This window comes from Thermosynechococcus sp. (genome assembly GCF_046299655.1).
Lineage (GTDB): Bacteria > Cyanobacteriota > Cyanobacteriia > Thermosynechococcales > Thermosynechococcaceae > Thermosynechococcus.
This window is the reverse complement of sequence record NZ_JBKBHZ010000004.1, coordinates 148905-164018: the sequence shown is the minus strand read 5'-3', so window position 1 is coordinate 164018 and position 15114 is coordinate 148905. Positions and strand designations below refer to the sequence as shown.

At 53.5% G+C, this 15114-nt stretch carries 16 protein-coding genes, 1 tRNA gene and 1 pseudogene; 7 read left to right on the top strand and 11 right to left on the bottom strand.

Going from position 1 to position 15114, the window contains the following annotated elements:
• The 5 genes and pseudogenes from ACK4HN_RS04630 to ACK4HN_RS04610 all read right to left on the bottom strand — a co-directional run.
• Positions 1-268 (bottom strand): annotated as a pseudogene (locus ACK4HN_RS04630) (phosphohydrolase); the annotation flags it as partial.
• A gap of 60 nt (positions 269-328) precedes the next feature.
• Positions 329-1249, bottom strand: coding sequence for an NAD(+) kinase (locus ACK4HN_RS04625; protein ID WP_409877285.1), 921 nt, complete (start codon positions 1247-1249; stop codon positions 329-331).
• A gap of 4 nt (positions 1250-1253) precedes the next feature.
• Positions 1254-2810 carry a circadian clock protein KaiC gene (kaiC, locus tag ACK4HN_RS04620; protein ID WP_409868367.1) on the bottom strand — a complete coding sequence of 519 codons (1557 nt, stop codon included), beginning with the start codon at positions 2808-2810 and terminating at the stop codon, positions 1254-1256.
• A 76-nt stretch (positions 2811-2886) separates the two neighbouring features.
• Entirely contained in the window at positions 2887-3213 is a 327-nt protein-coding gene (kaiB, locus tag ACK4HN_RS04615; RefSeq protein WP_409868366.1) for a circadian clock protein KaiB, read from the bottom strand.
• 5 nt (positions 3214-3218) lie between these two features.
• Complete coding sequence (locus ACK4HN_RS04610) at positions 3219-4070, bottom strand: circadian clock protein KaiA (protein WP_409868365.1); 852 nt, start codon at positions 4068-4070, stop codon at positions 3219-3221.
• Between the two features lie 203 nt (positions 4071-4273).
• Between ACK4HN_RS04610 and ACK4HN_RS04605 the strand changes: the two genes are divergently transcribed.
• Complete coding sequence (locus ACK4HN_RS04605; RefSeq protein WP_409868364.1) at positions 4274-6400, top strand: histidine kinase dimerization/phospho-acceptor domain-containing protein; 2127 nt, start codon at positions 4274-4276, stop codon at positions 6398-6400.
• Here ACK4HN_RS04605 and hemL read toward each other — a convergent pair.
• A complete protein-coding gene (hemL, locus tag ACK4HN_RS04600; protein WP_409868371.1) occupies positions 6391-7626 on the bottom strand; it encodes a glutamate-1-semialdehyde 2,1-aminomutase in 1236 nt (411 codons plus the stop codon). The two genes, ACK4HN_RS04605 and hemL, sit on opposite strands and share 10 nt — an antisense overlap.
• A gap of 328 nt (positions 7627-7954) precedes the next feature.
• Here hemL and ACK4HN_RS04595 point away from each other — a divergent pair, with 328 nt between their 5' ends.
• A complete protein-coding gene (locus ACK4HN_RS04595) occupies positions 7955-8182 on the top strand; it encodes a hypothetical protein (protein ID WP_233838295.1) in 228 nt (75 codons plus the stop codon).
• Positions 8137-8988, top strand: coding sequence for a prepilin peptidase (locus ACK4HN_RS04590; protein WP_409868363.1), 852 nt, complete (start codon positions 8137-8139; stop codon positions 8986-8988). Before ACK4HN_RS04595 ends, ACK4HN_RS04590 begins: the two co-directional genes overlap by 46 nt.
• 317 nt (positions 8989-9305) lie before the next feature.
• Here the strand turns inward: ACK4HN_RS04590 and ACK4HN_RS04585 are convergent.
• The 5 genes from ACK4HN_RS04585 to rsmH all read right to left on the bottom strand — a co-directional run bounded on the left by ACK4HN_RS04585 (position 9306) and on the right by rsmH (position 13140).
• Positions 9306-9378, bottom strand: a tRNA-Ala gene (locus ACK4HN_RS04585).
• A gap of 10 nt (positions 9379-9388) precedes the next feature.
• Positions 9389-9940: a photosystem II reaction center PsbP gene (psbP, locus tag ACK4HN_RS04580; protein ID WP_409868362.1), complete on the bottom strand. Its 552-nt coding sequence runs from the start codon at positions 9938-9940 to the stop codon at positions 9389-9391.
• Positions 9941-9964: 24 nt separating this feature from the next.
• Positions 9965-11731, bottom strand: coding sequence for a peptidoglycan D,D-transpeptidase FtsI family protein (locus ACK4HN_RS04575; RefSeq protein ID WP_409868361.1), 1767 nt, complete (start codon positions 11729-11731; stop codon positions 9965-9967).
• Positions 11732-11740: 9 nt separating this feature from the next.
• Positions 11741-12181 carry a hypothetical protein gene (locus ACK4HN_RS04570; protein WP_409868360.1) on the bottom strand — a complete coding sequence of 147 codons (441 nt, stop codon included), beginning with the start codon at positions 12179-12181 and terminating at the stop codon, positions 11741-11743.
• Between the two features lie 86 nt (positions 12182-12267).
• Positions 12268-13140 carry a 16S rRNA (cytosine(1402)-N(4))-methyltransferase RsmH gene (rsmH, locus tag ACK4HN_RS04565; RefSeq protein ID WP_409877284.1) on the bottom strand — a complete coding sequence of 291 codons (873 nt, stop codon included), beginning with the start codon at positions 13138-13140 and terminating at the stop codon, positions 12268-12270.
• A 59-nt stretch (positions 13141-13199) separates the two neighbouring features.
• On the opposite strand from rsmH, the gene ACK4HN_RS04560 reads away from it, so the two are divergent.
• The 4 genes from ACK4HN_RS04560 to ACK4HN_RS04545 are packed head-to-tail and all read left to right on the top strand — an operon-like array spanning position 13200 to position 15097.
• Positions 13200-13748, top strand: coding sequence for an Npun_F5560 family protein (locus ACK4HN_RS04560; RefSeq protein WP_409868358.1), 549 nt, complete (start codon positions 13200-13202; stop codon positions 13746-13748).
• Between the two features lie 25 nt (positions 13749-13773).
• Complete coding sequence (locus ACK4HN_RS04555) at positions 13774-14085, top strand: nucleotidyltransferase family protein (protein ID WP_409868357.1); 312 nt, start codon at positions 13774-13776, stop codon at positions 14083-14085.
• A complete protein-coding gene (locus ACK4HN_RS04550; RefSeq protein WP_409851318.1) occupies positions 14061-14462 on the top strand; it encodes an HI0074 family nucleotidyltransferase substrate-binding subunit in 402 nt (133 codons plus the stop codon). The genes ACK4HN_RS04555 and ACK4HN_RS04550 overlap by 25 nt, the downstream gene beginning before the upstream one ends.
• Complete coding sequence (locus ACK4HN_RS04545) at positions 14459-15097, top strand: hypothetical protein (protein ID WP_409877282.1); 639 nt, start codon at positions 14459-14461, stop codon at positions 15095-15097. Before ACK4HN_RS04550 ends, ACK4HN_RS04545 begins: the two co-directional genes overlap by 4 nt.
• Positions 15098-15114 lie beyond the last annotated feature (17 nt).

Below are 15114 nucleotides of genomic sequence, written 5' to 3'. Positions count from 1 at the left end.
TGGTGGTATCGTGCACCTGCTCAAGCAGAGCTACGCTGTCGTTTTGCGCCGCCTTAAATTCCAGCACCGCCGGGTCTGTTTGCCGCTGCACCAGAAAAATTGTGCCCGCATCGCTAGCAGTAATTTGGCGACTTTTGGTGAGAATGAGATGCAGTAGTTCCTCTAGGGATTGGCTAGCGGAAAGGGCAATGCCAATTTCCAGAAGCTGATCAACAAGCGTTTCCGCATCTGAGCCGAGAATGGCTCGTTCAAGGGAGCTGACCGTCATGGCAAAAGACCCGCGAGGAATGCGCTCATTATAGATGCGTTGCCGGCATGCGGTTGTGATCTAATTGCGGTGGTTGTTGTGATAGGGAATGCGTGCCCCTGCCCAAGCTAACTTTTCCCGCAGTGTTTGATAGAAGGAGTAGTGATCCCGCAGGATGATAAAACGGGCTTGACAATCGGCCATCGTCACCTGCACCCGCTGTCCCGGCCAAATGGAGGTGGCCAGTACGCCATCCATCCACAGTTTGGTATTCAAGCTGTGATCATCCAACGGCCAAATGCTCACTGCGGAGCGGGCAGGCAAGACAATCGGGCGGCTCGATAAACTCAGGGGACAAATGGGGGTAACCACGAGGGCTTCCATCCCCGGATGCAAAATGGGGCCATTGGCTGCAACCGTATAGCAGGTGGAGCCGGTGGGAGTGGCCACCAGTAACCCATCCCCTTGGTATTGATCCACTACATCGCCATCAATTTCCATTTCGAGGATAGCGGTGATCATGCGATCGGCAGAGGCGGGCTTAATGCACATTTCATTGAGGGCATAGTAGCGATCGCCCACCACTTCAGGATGCCATTTTGACCCCTCAAGAACTTGAGCTTGCAGCATCATCCGCTGTTGCATGGCATACTCATCCCGCTCAAGGCGATCCCAAACCGCCTCCATATCGCGAAACAGTTCCAGTGGCTCCGTCAAAAACCCCAAATGTCCCCCCACATTCACCGCCAGAATGGGAACGCCAGCCGCAGCCAGATGCCGTGCCGCCGCCAAGGAGGTGCCATCTCCCCCCAGAACCACCGCCAGATCAATCGGCTCTGTGACTGAGGCCATAAAAACGGGGTAGGGGTTGTCCTTAGGGCCACTGGGGCCGACCAGCACATTGGCGCCTCGCTGTTGCAGTTGTCGGCAAGCGCGATCTGCCCATTCCTTGCTCTGGCGATCGCCCGCCTTGTGCACCACAATGACTTGGTTCAACTGCATGGCGCTACTCGTTTTCTAGGTCTTGCATCCCCTTGGCAATCCGCGACAGCTCCGTTTTTTCGTCCACTGAAATGCGTCTAGGGGTACCGCTGATAATGCCCTCAAAATTGCGGAAGGAATCGCGGATTTCGGCTCCCTTCTCAGTAATGACATACTCGCGGATGCCCTTATCATGCCAAGAGCCGCGCATCTTAAAGACGTTAATGGCTCGCGACATTTCACCACGAATTTCTACATACTGCAACAGCAAAATCGTGTCGGTAATGGTTGAGATATGGGACTCCGTAATTGAGTTGGATCCCATAAACTGATCCGTGGTGTTAGTGAAAAAGCCCGTGATCTCCTCCTGCTTGGCAAAACCCGTGACCCCAATCACAAACTGACGGAAGGCATTATTGCTTACCCCCCGTGCCAAGGCCGATAGAGAGTCAATGGCTACCCGTGACGGCTTAAAGTCGGCAATTTCTGATTTAATAATCTGCAAGTGATCCTCTAGCCCTGCCGACTCGGGATAGGCGCAAATAATCCGCAATAGCCCTCGCCGTTCTAGCTCCTCAAAATCAATGCCCCAAGAGAAAGCATTTCGGGACAATTGCGCCCGCGATTCTTCATAGGCAAACAACAATGCCCGTTCCCCCTGTTGGCATCCTGTCTCAAGGAACTTGCTGACCAAGAGCGTTTTGCCTGTTCCCGTTGCGCCAGTGGCCAAAATAATCGAGTCTTTGAAAAAGCCGCCGCCGCACATTTCGTCAAGGGTTTTGACTCCGGAAGAGACCCGCACATTCGAGGAGCGTTGGGTGAGGCGCATCGCTCCCAAGGGGAAGATGTTGATGCCGTTGTTGATTGTGAAGGGATATTCCCCTTTCATGTGGGTGGTGCCCCGCAGCTTCAGAATTTCCACCGTCCGCCGCCGCCGTTCCCCTTCAAGGACATTACGCAAAATCACCACATTGTCGGAGACAAACTCTTCTACGCCAAAACGCGCCACAGGGCCATACTCATCCACCCGCTCCGTGGTCATGATTGTGGTCACTCCCAACTGTTTGAGGCGAAACGCCAAGCGAAAAATCTCCCGCCGCACCACTGAGGCTGCATCGTACTGCTGAAAAACGGCGGTCACCGAATCAATGGAGACGCGGGTGGCTTTGTATTTGCGAATGGCATATTGGATACGCTCAATGAGTGCCGACAGATCAAAATCCCCCGCCACCTCTTGGCCGTCCGGATCGGGAGAGGCATCGAGGATAAACAGCTTCCCCTGATCAATGAGACTCTGGAGATTCCAGCCAAAGCTCAGCGCATTTTTAATAATGTCTTGGGGGGACTCCTCAAAGGTGACAAATATACCCGGCTCATTAAAAATTGTGATGCCATTATAAAGAAATTGCACCGCAAAAAGAGTCTTCCCGGTTCCCGATGTCCCACTGACCAATGTGGTACGTCCTTGGGGGAGGCCGCCATGACTAATGTCGTCAAAGCCCTCGATCATTGTTGGGATTTTCTTGACTTCCGCAGGGGACTGCCCAGGGGTGCTCAACTGACTTTCTGGTAAGTTCGTCATAGAAGAGTCTTAGATTGAGTATTCTGCAAAAAATTCCAAAACGTTATTCTAAACTGAAGTATTCTAACCACTGTGCCTATTCCAGTCCAAGTTCGTCGTCGCACTGCTCACCAATCTCTTCGTACAGCAAGTCCAGGCCAATAAGAACCTTCTCACGGTTGGATAAGTCCCCAATAATACGGCGCACTGGTGGGGGTAAGATCTTGGCAAGGGTGGGGGTGGCCAGAATTTTATCCTCCTCAGCCAGTTGGGGGTTTTTGAGAACATCAATTACTTTCAGGGCATAAACGCCCTTAAATTCTTTTTCAAGAATATTATTGAGGGTTTTGAGAGCACGCACAGAGTTGGGGGTGTTCCCAGCCACGTAAAGTTTGAGAACATAGGTTTTCCGCAGGGGAGCCATAAGGGTTACACCTCACGCGGAATTGAGCGACGATACATTTCGCATAGATGGGCGATGACATCAATCAGTGTCAGGCGATAATCGAGCAAAATGTCCTCACTGCGACCTTCAAGTTTAAGCTGCTTAGAGAAATTATCCATGAGTTCAACGTGAATCTCTAGAACTTGGGAGACGGAAATATCGGCAAAGAATGCTTTACTAACAAATTCGTCAATATGCTCATTGACTTTGGCATCGGCGTTAAAGTACCCAAGGACAATGGTACGATAAATTGACCGCAATTCGTCGAGGAGTTTGCGCTTATCGGCAGCAGACATACGGCGGAAGAAAAAGGCAGTATCCCGCTTGTAATAGACACCAAGGTAGCCAAGTCGCTCCTTTAACTTTTGGGACAGACGATGCTGGGGATCAACGTTGCTACTCTCTTTAAGAGCGGGCATGCGAAACATGACGTGGGGAGGCACCGCACATCCCGGACAAAGTTTCACAAATCCAGTAATGGCTTCTTCGATTTGCTGGTTAAGCTGATGCAGGTGATCGGTAGTGAGAATGACTTCGGCTACGTGGTAGTGGGGGCCAGGGGGTGGGGGAGACAGAGTCGCAGGAAAAATGAGGATAGCGGGCAGGAGTGTGGCACTGTGGTGAAGGTACGTAATGATTTGCGGCGTCCCCTCTCCCCATTCTAAAATTAAGCAAGCAACGCTATTTCGCCGCTCCTCTAAGTAGTTACAAAACTCTCTCTCGCTGGAAAAGTAAACGAGTTCATCAATGTCGGAGTTATGCAAACGTACCAGTTCTTGGCCAATAGCGGGCGAGTAAACTAAGCCACAAATTGTTAGTGCGGTTGACTGCGCCACGTGCTTTCAGGAATTGGGTTTGCATCTGATAGCATCCTATCACTTTCTCGCTGGTGGTGGCAGTGTTTTCTGGAGGAGTGTTGCCATTTCATTACAAGCTTGGAACCAACAGACCTGCCGAGAAGGATAGAAGACGTTCAAGAATAGAAAAGCCAGTGTAAAGCAGCATCCTATCTCTTTATCTGCCAACCCCCTATTTCACTATGAATTCCCTCTCCCTAGCCAGCTTTACTAAACCTGCGATGACGGTGGGGGCAAATCTGTCTCTCAGCGAGGTGTGCCAGCGTTGGCAAGAAACTCTCCCAGAGACGATCGTCATTGTGGATGAGCGGCAAAAACCCTTGGGAGTGGTGCAGGGCTGGCGGTTGGCGTTGAGTTTGGAGCGGGAAGCGCAGTTCGCTGATTTGGCAGTGGGTAGTGTGACGGCCTCTTGGCGATCGCCTGTGGTGGCGGTACCCGCAACGTGGACACGATTACAGTTTCAGGGATGGTTGCGCAGCCAACCTCAGATGCCAGCCTATATTGCGGTCGTGGATGCACAGGGTTGCTTTTTGGGACTACTGGATCAGCAACACTTGCTTTATCGCTGGGCGTGCCAGCCCCCCTTGCCTTGGCTGGCGGTGATTGAACAATTGCCCTTGCCGGTTCAAATTCAAAATGCCCAAGGCAAAGTCGTTTGGCAAAATTGGGCTTGGTCAGAACACTTAACTGATTTTTTGCCGTTAATACAGCCGAAATTTGAGGGCATGAATTGTCAGGCGCTAGAGGCGGGATCGCTCTGGCAGGTGTGTTCATTTCCCTTGAATTTAACGTCGTTGGACTGGGAGAAGGGAGAAGGCGGTGTCGCGGTGGCGAGCGATCGCTATTGGTTATTTTTTGCCCAACGGCGGCAAGAGGCTGATCGGATGACCCCCACCCGCTTGCACCAACTGCGCCTGCATCAGCAAAAGCGTCTCCTGCTGAGCTTGGGGCATGAACTCAAAAACCCCCTCACGGCGATTCTCAGTCTCACCCAACTCCTGTGGCAGCACCCTCTGCCAGAACAAGAGGAGTACCTTGCCCTGATTCAACGCAGTAGTTGGCAAATGAATCGCCTCATTCAGGCGTGGCAGGACTACACCCGTGCCCTCTGGCGCGAGTTGGAATTGCAATGGGAAACGGTGGAGTTGGCGGATTTATGGTTGCGATCGCAGGAATTGGCGGAGCATCTGTATGGCCAGAACATTGCCCGTTGGCAATGGCAAATTGAGGTTCCCCTCAGCAACGTGCACCTCTATGGGGATATGCTACGGCTACGGCAGATTTTTGCCCATCTCTTGGGGTGGCTGATGCTATTCCCCAGCGATCGCTATGGACTGCGCTTGAGTCGCTGGCAAAATTGGCTGGCGCTGCAACTGTGGGAAGAGGGACATGGCATTCCCCTTAAAGATCACGATCGCCTGCTGCACGAATGCCTCGAGGACTACGCCGAAGTCACCATGGGGCTGATGCTAGCCCGCCAACTCTGTCGTCTGCACAATGGTGAGCTTTCCTTTATCGCCCAAGCTGACAGCTTTAGTGAGTGGACAGTCCTGCTGCCCTTTGCGGAAGAACTTCCCCCTGAATTACCCACTACGGCTCAATTGATCCTTTTGGTCAGTAACGATGCCACGTGGATCATGAACACGACTTCCGCCTTACGACGCAGTCACTACGGCTACATGGTCGCTCGCCATCCCCTTGAAGCCCTTGATAAGCTGGAGCAACTGCAACCCAGCGCCATTGTCGTCCGCCCCGCCAGTCGTCTGATTTTAGCTGATGTGGTTGAAAGTCTAACCACCAGTCCCTTTACTGCCACTGTGCCTTTAATCATCATCTCCGATGAAACCACTCCCTTGGGCTTGACGGGTTTCGTGCAGCGGCTGCCCTTGAGTAGTCATCCCAGTCTGCTCATTGATATTCTTGATCGCTGGTGTTTTCCGCGACTGGCTACTCCAAGGGAAAAATCAACCTGCGAGCGTCCTCTCTTAAATCAAACGGTGCTCCGCCTTGGCTTACTCCATGAGATTAGCCTGCCCCATCTGCGGCTTCTGGAAGCAGAAGACCTCGAACAGGCCGATCTACTGGTGGAGATTTGGCAGCCCGATGTTCTGATTTGGGATTTGCCCGCTGACGAAGTTGCCCATCTGGAGAATCATCCCAAACTACGAAAGCTCCCCATAATTACCTTGGCCGAAGACAGCAGCCGCGCCATTCATCAATTGGGGGATGTGGCGGTTTTTCCCTGCCTCAACCTTGCGGATCTGATGGATGTGGTGCTCCTTGCCGCAACGGTAAAAGCTCAAAGCTGACTCAGCACTGTCCGCGCTGCCGCAATCGTGCGCTCAATATCCGCCTCCGTGTGGGCAAGGGAAGTAAACCCCGCTTCAAACTGGGATGGCGCAAGGTAAATCCCCTGCTCCAGCATGCCCCGGTGGAAGGCGGCAAACTTTTTCAAGTCAGACCGCTTGGCTTGCTCATAGTTGGTCACCGGACCAGCAGTGAAAAAGAGACCAAACATGCCACTGATGTGCCCACCACACACCTCATGGCCAAATTCCCGTGCCGCCTCTAAGAGGCCCTGCACCAGCTTGCCCGTAATCCGATCCAATTGCTCATAGCTGCCGGGGCGACTGAGAATTTCCAAGGTTTTGATGCCCGCTGTCATTGCCAAGGGATTGCCAGAGAGAGTACCTGCTTGATACACCGGTCCTGCCGGCGCCACCATCTTCATAATGTCAGCGCGACCGCCATAGGCACCCACCGGTAGACCACCGCCAATCACTTTGCCGAGGGTGGTGAGATCGGGGGTGACGCCAAATTTTTCCTGGGCACCCCCATAGGCAATGCGAAAGCCCGTCATCACCTCGTCAAAGACTAAAAGGGCACCGTACTGTTTTGTCAGCTCCCGCAGTCCCTCAAGAAAGCCAGCATCCGGCGGAATAAAGCCAGCATTGCCGACCACGGGTTCGAGAATCACTCCGGCAATGTCATCGGGATACTGCTCAAAGAGGCGACTGACCGCTTCGAGATCGTTGTAGGGTGCAGTTAATGTGGCGGCGGTGGTTGCTTTCGGCACGCCGGGAGAATCGGGTAAGCCTAGGGTGGCCACCCCTGACCCTGCTTTGACCAAAAACATATCGGCATGGCCGTGGTAGCAGCCTTCAAATTTGATCACCTTTTCCCGCTGGGTATAGGCACGCATGAGCCGCAGCACTGCCATACAGGCCTCGGTGCCAGAATTGACAAAGCGCACCATCTCCACACTGGGGACAGCGGCAATCACCATTTCCGCCAAGATATTCTCCAGCACACAGGGGGCGCCAAAGCTGGTTCCCTTTTCGAGGGCCGCATGGAGGGCTTCAATAACTTCGGGATGGGCATGGCCGACAATCGCGGGTCCCCACGACCCTACATAGTCAATGTATTGGTTGCCGTCCACATCCCAAATGTGGGCACCCTTGACATGATCAAAAACAATGGGTTGGCCGCCGACGGACTTGAAGGCACGCACGGGTGAACTGACGCCACCGGGCATGAGTTTTTGGGCAGCGGCAAAAATTTCTTGGGATTTTGTGGTTTGAAAAACGGTCGTGGTCAACGTCAACTCCCTCAAGCATTGGCGTGCTCACAGTATTATAGGCAATTCTCCTGCCCCTTAACTCTAGAAGTACACATGTTGCAATTCTTTACGCCAACTGTGCGTCAACAGGGATGAGCCACGCCTGTGGCCCTTGGAAGGCAGGGATCGCTAGGGGCAAGGGAGAACCACTTTTGCATAGATTAAACGCTTGTTAAGAACTGATGATTGGCTCAAAACCAAACATCACCGTTTCTAATTGTTCGATTGCCGAGGAGTGGGGCACATGCCAGTTTTGCCAACCATGGAAACCGTTGATACCCCCCTATTAGCCGCTGCTCAATCCATCTATAATCTCTACCAGCAGGTTCATGGGGCAAAAACGGTGCCTGCGGGTGTTGCAGTTAATCGACAAACCCTGCGGGGCTATGTGCTGTTTACCAGCCAACCCGTGCTGCTGCCCCAAGAATGCTTCATTCCCTACGATCATCTGCCAGAAGTGACACGCCTATAACTGCACTAACTTTTTTGACCTTTGCCAGCTACTGCCTTGTCTTTGCCCTTGGCGCAGCGGTGGGGAGTTTTCTCAATGTGGTGATCTACCGTGTACCAAGCGGGCGATCGCTCCTCTATCCACCGTCTCGCTGCTCGATGTGTTTAACCACCCTCAAGCCTTGGGACAATATCCCGATTTTGGGCTGGCTATTCCTGCGGGGGCAATGTCGCTACTGCCATGCGCCCATTTCTTGGCGGTATCCGGCAATTGAGCTGTTGACGGCACTGCTATATGTCCTGATTGTGGCTGTGAGTGGTTGGCAGGGGCAAACCCTTGTGCTGTGGCTGCTGAGTGCGTGGCTCTTGGCCTTGGCCTTGATTGATCTAGACACGATGACGCTGCCCCATCCCCTGACAAAGTGGGGGTTGATTGTCGGCTTGCTCGTGAGAGGGTTAACGACCGGTCTCGGCGGACTCACCGCAGGCATCATTGCCGCAGTGATGGGCATTTGGCTCTTTGATCTAATCCGCTGGGGGGGGGCGATCGCCCTTGGTCAGGAGGTCATGGGGGGAGGGGATAGCAAATTAGCAGCGATGATTGGGGCTTGGTTAGGTTGGCAGGGGTTGCTTGTTACCTTTTTCTTGGCCTGTGCCCTCGGCGGCCTGATGGGGGGACTGGGGATTGCCCTGGGTTGGATTCGGCGGCGGCAACCGATTCCCTTTGGCCCGTTTTTGGCAGTGGCGGCTATTATCAGTGGTCTCTTCGGCCGCCAATTGATTCATCTTTACCTCGAAACCTTTTTGCCCGGCGTGTTTGTGCCCTAGCTCTTATCAAAGAAAGATATAAATATTCCGATAAAGAATGAGACATTATCATGACCCGCTGCTTTCTAAAGACGACGGGGAACAACCGTAGGAGCAAGGTTGCCTGGCTTCAGCCAGCGATGGATGATGGCACAACTCACTTGAAAGAGTTGAGTGGCCTCGCGGCGTGAGAATTTCAAATTTCATAAAGCCATCGGTCTCTCTCCGAGTGGCGATCGCCCCATGCCTTGGGCAAATTACGATCGCGGATTGAAACAAAACCTAGTTGCAAAGATACTTTGCAGCTTATAGAGTGGCTTGCAATAACAGGGAAGATATGGAGAGTAGGGAACTCGAATCCCTGACCTTCGCGGTGCGATCGCGACGCTCTACCAACTGAGCTAACTCCCCGATTCTTTCTTTAATATACGGTAAACGAGGACACAATAGTCCTAAATTGGTCTTCTACTTTTGGCCAGCGCTCTTCGGGAGCTGACACACTCAGGGTATAGACCTTGCCCCGGCTGATAGCAATACTCGATAAGTTATGCCGCTGCTGAGCATTGTCCCCATTCCCCGGCAGAGTGACGGCATACTCCAGAATGTAGTAGGTCTTATCATCCGCCTTTTGGGAACTAGCAGAAATCAGGGCAGAACTGCGCCCACTTTCACTGGGGGCAATGATATTCCGCAGCAGGCGATCGCCCACCTCTTCTGGAGATCCCAATTCCTCAAGGGACTTCGTGCTGGAAACCGTATTCACGACCACACTGACGTTTTCTGTGGTCTCGATAATGTCGTGGAAGACCACATCCACCGGCTCTTTGGCTTGGATCTGCACCCAACCGCGCGGGTAGAGAAATTCATAGCCATCGTAGCTATCCACATAGGCCTGTAGCCCACTGGTGGCCGAACACCCCCCCAGCAACACCACAAGAATGGCCAACGCTGTGGCAAAAAACCGTCGAAGCATACCGTCCTTTTGCGCTGTTTTTCCCTATTGTGACACTGAAGCGGCTGCTGCGGGGCGTCGCAATTCCTCTGGATGGGAGGGGGGAATGCCCTCAATTGTAATCAGGGACTCCGTTACCGCTCGCACAATGGGAATCGCCACCGTGGAGCCATAGGCATCATCCCCTTGGGGTTCATCCACCACCGCCAAAATCACATACTGCGGCTGTTCTAGGGGAAAAATAGCTGCAAAGCTAGTGATGCGCAGATTGCTATAGGTGCCGCCCACTGCCTTTTGTGCTGTGCCCGTCTTGCCCCCCAGCCGATAGCCGGGAATCTGGGCGGGTTTCCCCGTACCAAAGTGCACGACTTCCCCTAGCATTTTGACCACCGCTTGACTAGTGCGCTGCGAAAAGACCCGTCGCGGAGGTCGTTGCTCAAGGCGTTTTTGCAGTTGGCCATTTTCATCGTAGAGGCCATCAATGACATGGGGCGTGACCAGCTCCCCACCGTTGGCGATCGCCCCCAGCAGTTGTGCCAAATGGAGGGGCGTCAGGGAAAACCCTTGGCCAAAGGCGGTAGTAGCCGGTTCAATCGGATAGTTGATAAATTGCTCCGGTGGCTTTAACTGGGCGGCGGTTTCAAAGGGGAGATCACTGCCCACCTTCTCCGTCAGTCCCAAGCGATGCAGATAGCGATAGTAGTGGCGGGCTGGAATGCGGCGCATCATGTGCACCATGGCCACATTGCTGGAGTAAGCTAGAACCTCTGCTATCGTCAGTGCCCCCCGCCCGCCGCGTTGACTGTAGTCACTGTTTTGAATGGGCCAGCCCCCCACCGTAATCCGACCCTCATCGGGCAGCACCGTATCGGGAGTAATGGCATTGAGTTCAAGGGCGATCGCTGTGTTGATTGGCTTAAAGGTTGATCCCGGCTCATAGAGATCCGATACTGCCCAGTTGCGAAACAGCGCCGGATCTGCACGGTAGTAATGATTGGGATCATAGGAAGGCTCTGAGACCAATGCTCGCAGTGCACCGGTTTTTACTTCTAGAATAATCACCGTGCCTCGCTTGGCGTTGTATTTGCGTAACTGCCGCTGCAGGGCTTGACGTGCCGTCTGTTGCAGGCGACTATCAATGGTGAGGCGGACATGGTACCCCTGACTCAAAGTACGCGGATCCGCAGGGGCAAGCGCCGGCAACCACTGCCCCAAGGCATTCATGGAGAGGAGTTGGCGGTTACTGGGCACTTGTAAAAATTTGTTCTGACTAAACTCAATTCCTGCTTGGCCTTGGTGATCCCGATCCACATAGCCGACAATACCCGCCATGAGTTCTTGTTGTGGGTAAATGCGCTGCCAGGCTTGGTTGAGTTCAAGGCCATCGTAGTTGAGGGCGCGAATTTTGGCGGCAGTGTCCTCATCAAGGTCGTAGGCAATGGGCACGCCTGTGGGGTAGGTGCTGAACTTGGCCAATAGTTGCTCTGGAGATTGTTTGAGTAAGGGAGCCAGATCGCGGGCGATCGCCCACCGCTCCACTTTGAATTGAATCGGATGGGCAAAGAGGGTAAATACAGGCCGATCCAAAGCCACTACCATCTCTCGGCGATCGGTAATTGGGTAGCGTGCCAAGGTTGGCGGCGTGTAGCGCCGTTGTTGCTGCTGTGCCCGTGCCGCTAAGGTTTCCCCCTGAACCACTTGCAAATAAACTAGGCGAGCAACCACGCCCCCCATCACCATCAGCAAAAAGCCAAAGATCAGGCCAACCCGCAAGGGTGGTAGGGATTGGTTTTGGGGGCGAGCCGTTGTCATGGATAGCGATCAGTAATTGACAGTGCGCTGAGGCGGTGGCGTCACGGGTGGCCGCTCAACATGAGTTTTAGCAGCAATCTTGCCCTCATTGGGGACAAAAAGAATGTGTTGCGGCGTTTGGGGCACAAGGCCTTGGGGCGCCTGTTGCACTTGCTGCGTCACCCGGTAGCGTAGGGTTTCATTGCTGACCAGTAGCTCCCGCTCTTGCCGTTTGAGGCTTTCTAAGCGGTTATAGGCCTGACTCCACTGCTGCTCACAGAGGGCTGACCAACCGTAGAGAGGAAGCACAGCCACAAGAGCACTGGTGGCCGCCACCCCAGAAAGCCATTGAATTCCCAGCAAAGTTTTTTGCCACAGGGGCATCTGCGGCTTGGGAAGTGGCCGAATTTCCGTCAGACTTGGCGACGATTGGGGAATAAATCGGGATTTGAATTTAGGGGCAGCAACCATGACTCCAGCACTCCTCAGCAATTTATGACCCTAAAGGATTGTGTCATCGTAAAGATACCCCTAAATTAAGTCTCCATTCAGACAATTCATGCAAAAGCCCGCAGGGCAATTCGGAGCTTGGCCGATCGCGATCGCGGGTTAAGGCTCACTTCTGCTGCGTCCGCCACAATGGGTTTACGAGTCACAACCTCCAAAAGAGGGTTGGCACGCCACGCCTGCTTCACCCGCCGATCTTCCAAGCTATGGAAGCTAATGACGGCAATGCGCCCTGCGGGCTTTAACCACTGGGGCGATCGCGCCAAAAACTGGTCGAGCACCGCTAGCTCTTGGTTCACATAAATGCGCAAGGCCTGAAACACACGGGTTGCGGGATGAATTCGCTGGCGAGAGGAAGCCTTGAGGCAGTGGGCAACCAATTGCGCCAGTTCTTGGGTGGTTCTGAGGGGGCGACGGGCAACAATCTGCCGCGCAATGCGGCGGGCAAAACGTTCTTCCCCATACTCATAGAAAATATCCGCCAGTTCTCGCTCACTGTAGTGGTTAATCACTGTTGCAGCTGTTAAAGGATTATCGGGATTCATGCGCATATCGAGGGGGGCATCAAAGCGAAAACTAAAGCCCCGCTCCGGGCGATCCAACTGGGCAGAACTCACCCCTAAGTCTGCGAGGATACCATCAAACATCGGCTCAGCCACAGGCAGATCAGCAAAGTTACCGTGCCAAAACTGGACGCGATCGCCAAAAGGGGCAAGGAACGCTTGAGCTGCCGCTATGGCCATCGGGTCTTGATCAACCGCTAGCACGCGGCAGGTGGGTTCACTGCCCAAGAGCAGTGCCGTATGGCCGCCACCCCCCACCGTGGCATCTAAGTACAGGCCGCCCGCCTTTGGTTGTAGCCCCTCTAGCACCGCCGTTGCCAGCACTGGCTGATGGTAGGTGGAAAATTCCCAATCTTGCATGAGCGAATTAGAAGCAGCGTAAAATTTGCCACAGCACAGTCCCTTGGAGAGCAGCCGCCGTGAACGAGACTTCCCTCAACTTAGCCGATGAACTGCTAGTACGGGATCAACTCGTGCAGCAACTCTCAGAGGAACTCTATCAACTCATGGTGCAGCATCCGGAGTTATTTGTGCGCTTTTACCAAGCCCGCAAAGCCGAGGCCGCCAATGCCGAAGCCCTAAAGTTGCTGCAAGCACAGGTGCAACAGGTGGAAGCGCAAATCACTGCCTATCAGGAGCAAATTCTGGCCTACCAGCAACAGATGCAAAACCGCGAAGCGGAAATGAATAGCTTAAAGGCTCAAGTGATTGAATTGAGCGATCGCAATGAGATGTTGGAGCGTGTCATTCAAGAAATGCCCGAAGTCTATCGGCAAAAATTCAGCGAGCGGCTCAGTCAAGTCAAACTGAAGATTGAAAGCCTCGAAAAAGAAAACGCCCAACTGCGTGCCGAACTGCGGAATCTGCAAACCCTCTTGGCCGCCCAAGCCCGCCAGCAACAACAGCAGGGATTACCTCCATTACAGCCTGCCCGCGTTGGCTTGATTCCCAGCTTTAACCAGCTTTAATATCTAGGTAAACAGGAATCAAAGCGTGACTGCTGTTAACGAAGATCTGCGGGAACTCAAAAAAATACTAGAAGACTTTTTTACAGGGCTTCCTGTCAAGGTCTATTTATTCGGCTCAGCTGCCCGTGGTACTCTCCGCCAAAGCTCTGACTTAGATGTGGGGATTTTGCCCCTTGCACCACTGCCCGTGGGGCTGTTGAGTGAGTTGCGGGAGCACCTAGAGATGTCTAATTTGATCTATCTAGTCGATGTTGTGGATTTATCAGAAGTGTCTGCCGACTTTCGATCGCGAGTGATCGCAGAGGGAATTGAGTGGATCGGCTCAGGGAACGATTAGTAGTTGCCCAAAAAGCGCTGGCTACTTTGCAAGAACTGCCCTTGGGTGAGCGCACAGATACGATTATTCGTGATGCTGCAATTCAGCGCTTTGAATACACCCTAGAAGCAGTCTGGAAAGTAGCACAGCTATATCTACGGGAACGCGAAGGATTAGACATCGCCTCACCGAAGGGAGTCATCCGTGCTTGCTTGGCCGTTGGCTTACTGACTCCAGAGGAAAGTCGTTTAGCGCTAAAAATGGTAGACGATCGCAACTTGACCGTCCACACCTACAATGAGACCTTGGCAGATGCGATTTTCTCGCGGTTAGCCCAGCACGCCATGCTGATGGATCGCTGGTTGGCTGCCCTCGCAGCAGGAGGATTAGAGGATTGAAAATACGGATTTGGTGTGCGGCACAGCCAAGGCAGGGGGAGCTGTCTGCAGATCAAGTAGTCAGGCAAGTTGTGCCGCTGCTCCAACAGGCTGAGGAGAGTGCTGAAATTGTGGTTTGTCCACTTGAAGCGCCAATGGCGATCGCTCCCCAACCGCAGATTCTGGACTATAGCCTCACCCATTGGGCACCCTTGGCGCCTGACCTTTGGCAGCAGTGTCAATCCTTAACTGCCTTGGTCCCCCAGTGGGGGATCCGAACTGGCACAGGGGGTCTCTACCAGTTGCCACTGGCGCAAACAGCAAAAGGGACGCTCTTTGGCGAAATTATAGGTTGTGTTGAAGGAATATGGCAGTTGCCAATCCATGCCAGCGATCGCCAGCGACAAACCCTCTATGCCCTCGGACGGCGACTCCTAGATCACGTGCAGGCACCCGTGGGCTGCTACTTTTTGCAATTTGACTGGCAGGGGGAAGTGATCTTTGAGCGGCTGTGGCCTTTTCCAACGGTGGCAGCTCTAGCGAGTATTGGGGTGCAAACCCCCGATTGGTTGACGGCTCATTACCAGTGTCTGAGGGGGATCCCCCTGCGGGATCTGCGGATTCCCGCTCGCGACACAGTACCACGATTAGAATAGAGAGCGCAGCGTTTGGA

Excerpts from the sequence above, each read along its gene's own strand:
- psbP (WP_409868362.1), bottom strand. The coding sequence starts at position 9,940 with ATGCTTCGACGGTTTTTTGCCACAGCGTTGGCCATTCTTGTGGTGTTG.
- kaiC (WP_409868367.1), bottom strand. The coding sequence starts at position 2,810 with ATGACGAACTTACCAGAAAGTCAGTTGAGCACCCCTGGGCAGTCCCCT.
- ACK4HN_RS04625 (WP_409877285.1), bottom strand. The coding sequence starts at position 1,249 with ATGCAGTTGAACCAAGTCATTGTGGTGCACAAGGCGGGCGATCGCCAG.
- ACK4HN_RS04595 (WP_233838295.1), top strand. The coding sequence starts at position 7,955 with ATGCCAGTTTTGCCAACCATGGAAACCGTTGATACCCCCCTATTAGCC.
- rsmH (WP_409877284.1), bottom strand. The coding sequence starts at position 13,140 with ATGCAAGATTGGGAATTTTCCACCTACCATCAGCCAGTGCTGGCAACG.
- ACK4HN_RS04590 (WP_409868363.1), top strand. The coding sequence starts at position 8,137 with ATGCTTCATTCCCTACGATCATCTGCCAGAAGTGACACGCCTATAACT.
- kaiB (WP_409868366.1), bottom strand. The coding sequence starts at position 3,213 with ATGGCTCCCCTGCGGAAAACCTATGTTCTCAAACTTTACGTGGCTGGG.
- hemL (WP_409868371.1), bottom strand. The coding sequence starts at position 7,626 with ATGCCCGGTGGCGTCAGTTCACCCGTGCGTGCCTTCAAGTCCGTCGGC.
- ACK4HN_RS04605 (WP_409868364.1), top strand. The coding sequence starts at position 4,274 with ATGAATTCCCTCTCCCTAGCCAGCTTTACTAAACCTGCGATGACGGTG.
- ACK4HN_RS04575 (WP_409868361.1), bottom strand. The coding sequence starts at position 11,731 with ATGACAACGGCTCGCCCCCAAAACCAATCCCTACCACCCTTGCGGGTT.
- ACK4HN_RS04570 (WP_409868360.1), bottom strand. The coding sequence starts at position 12,181 with ATGGTTGCTGCCCCTAAATTCAAATCCCGATTTATTCCCCAATCGTCG.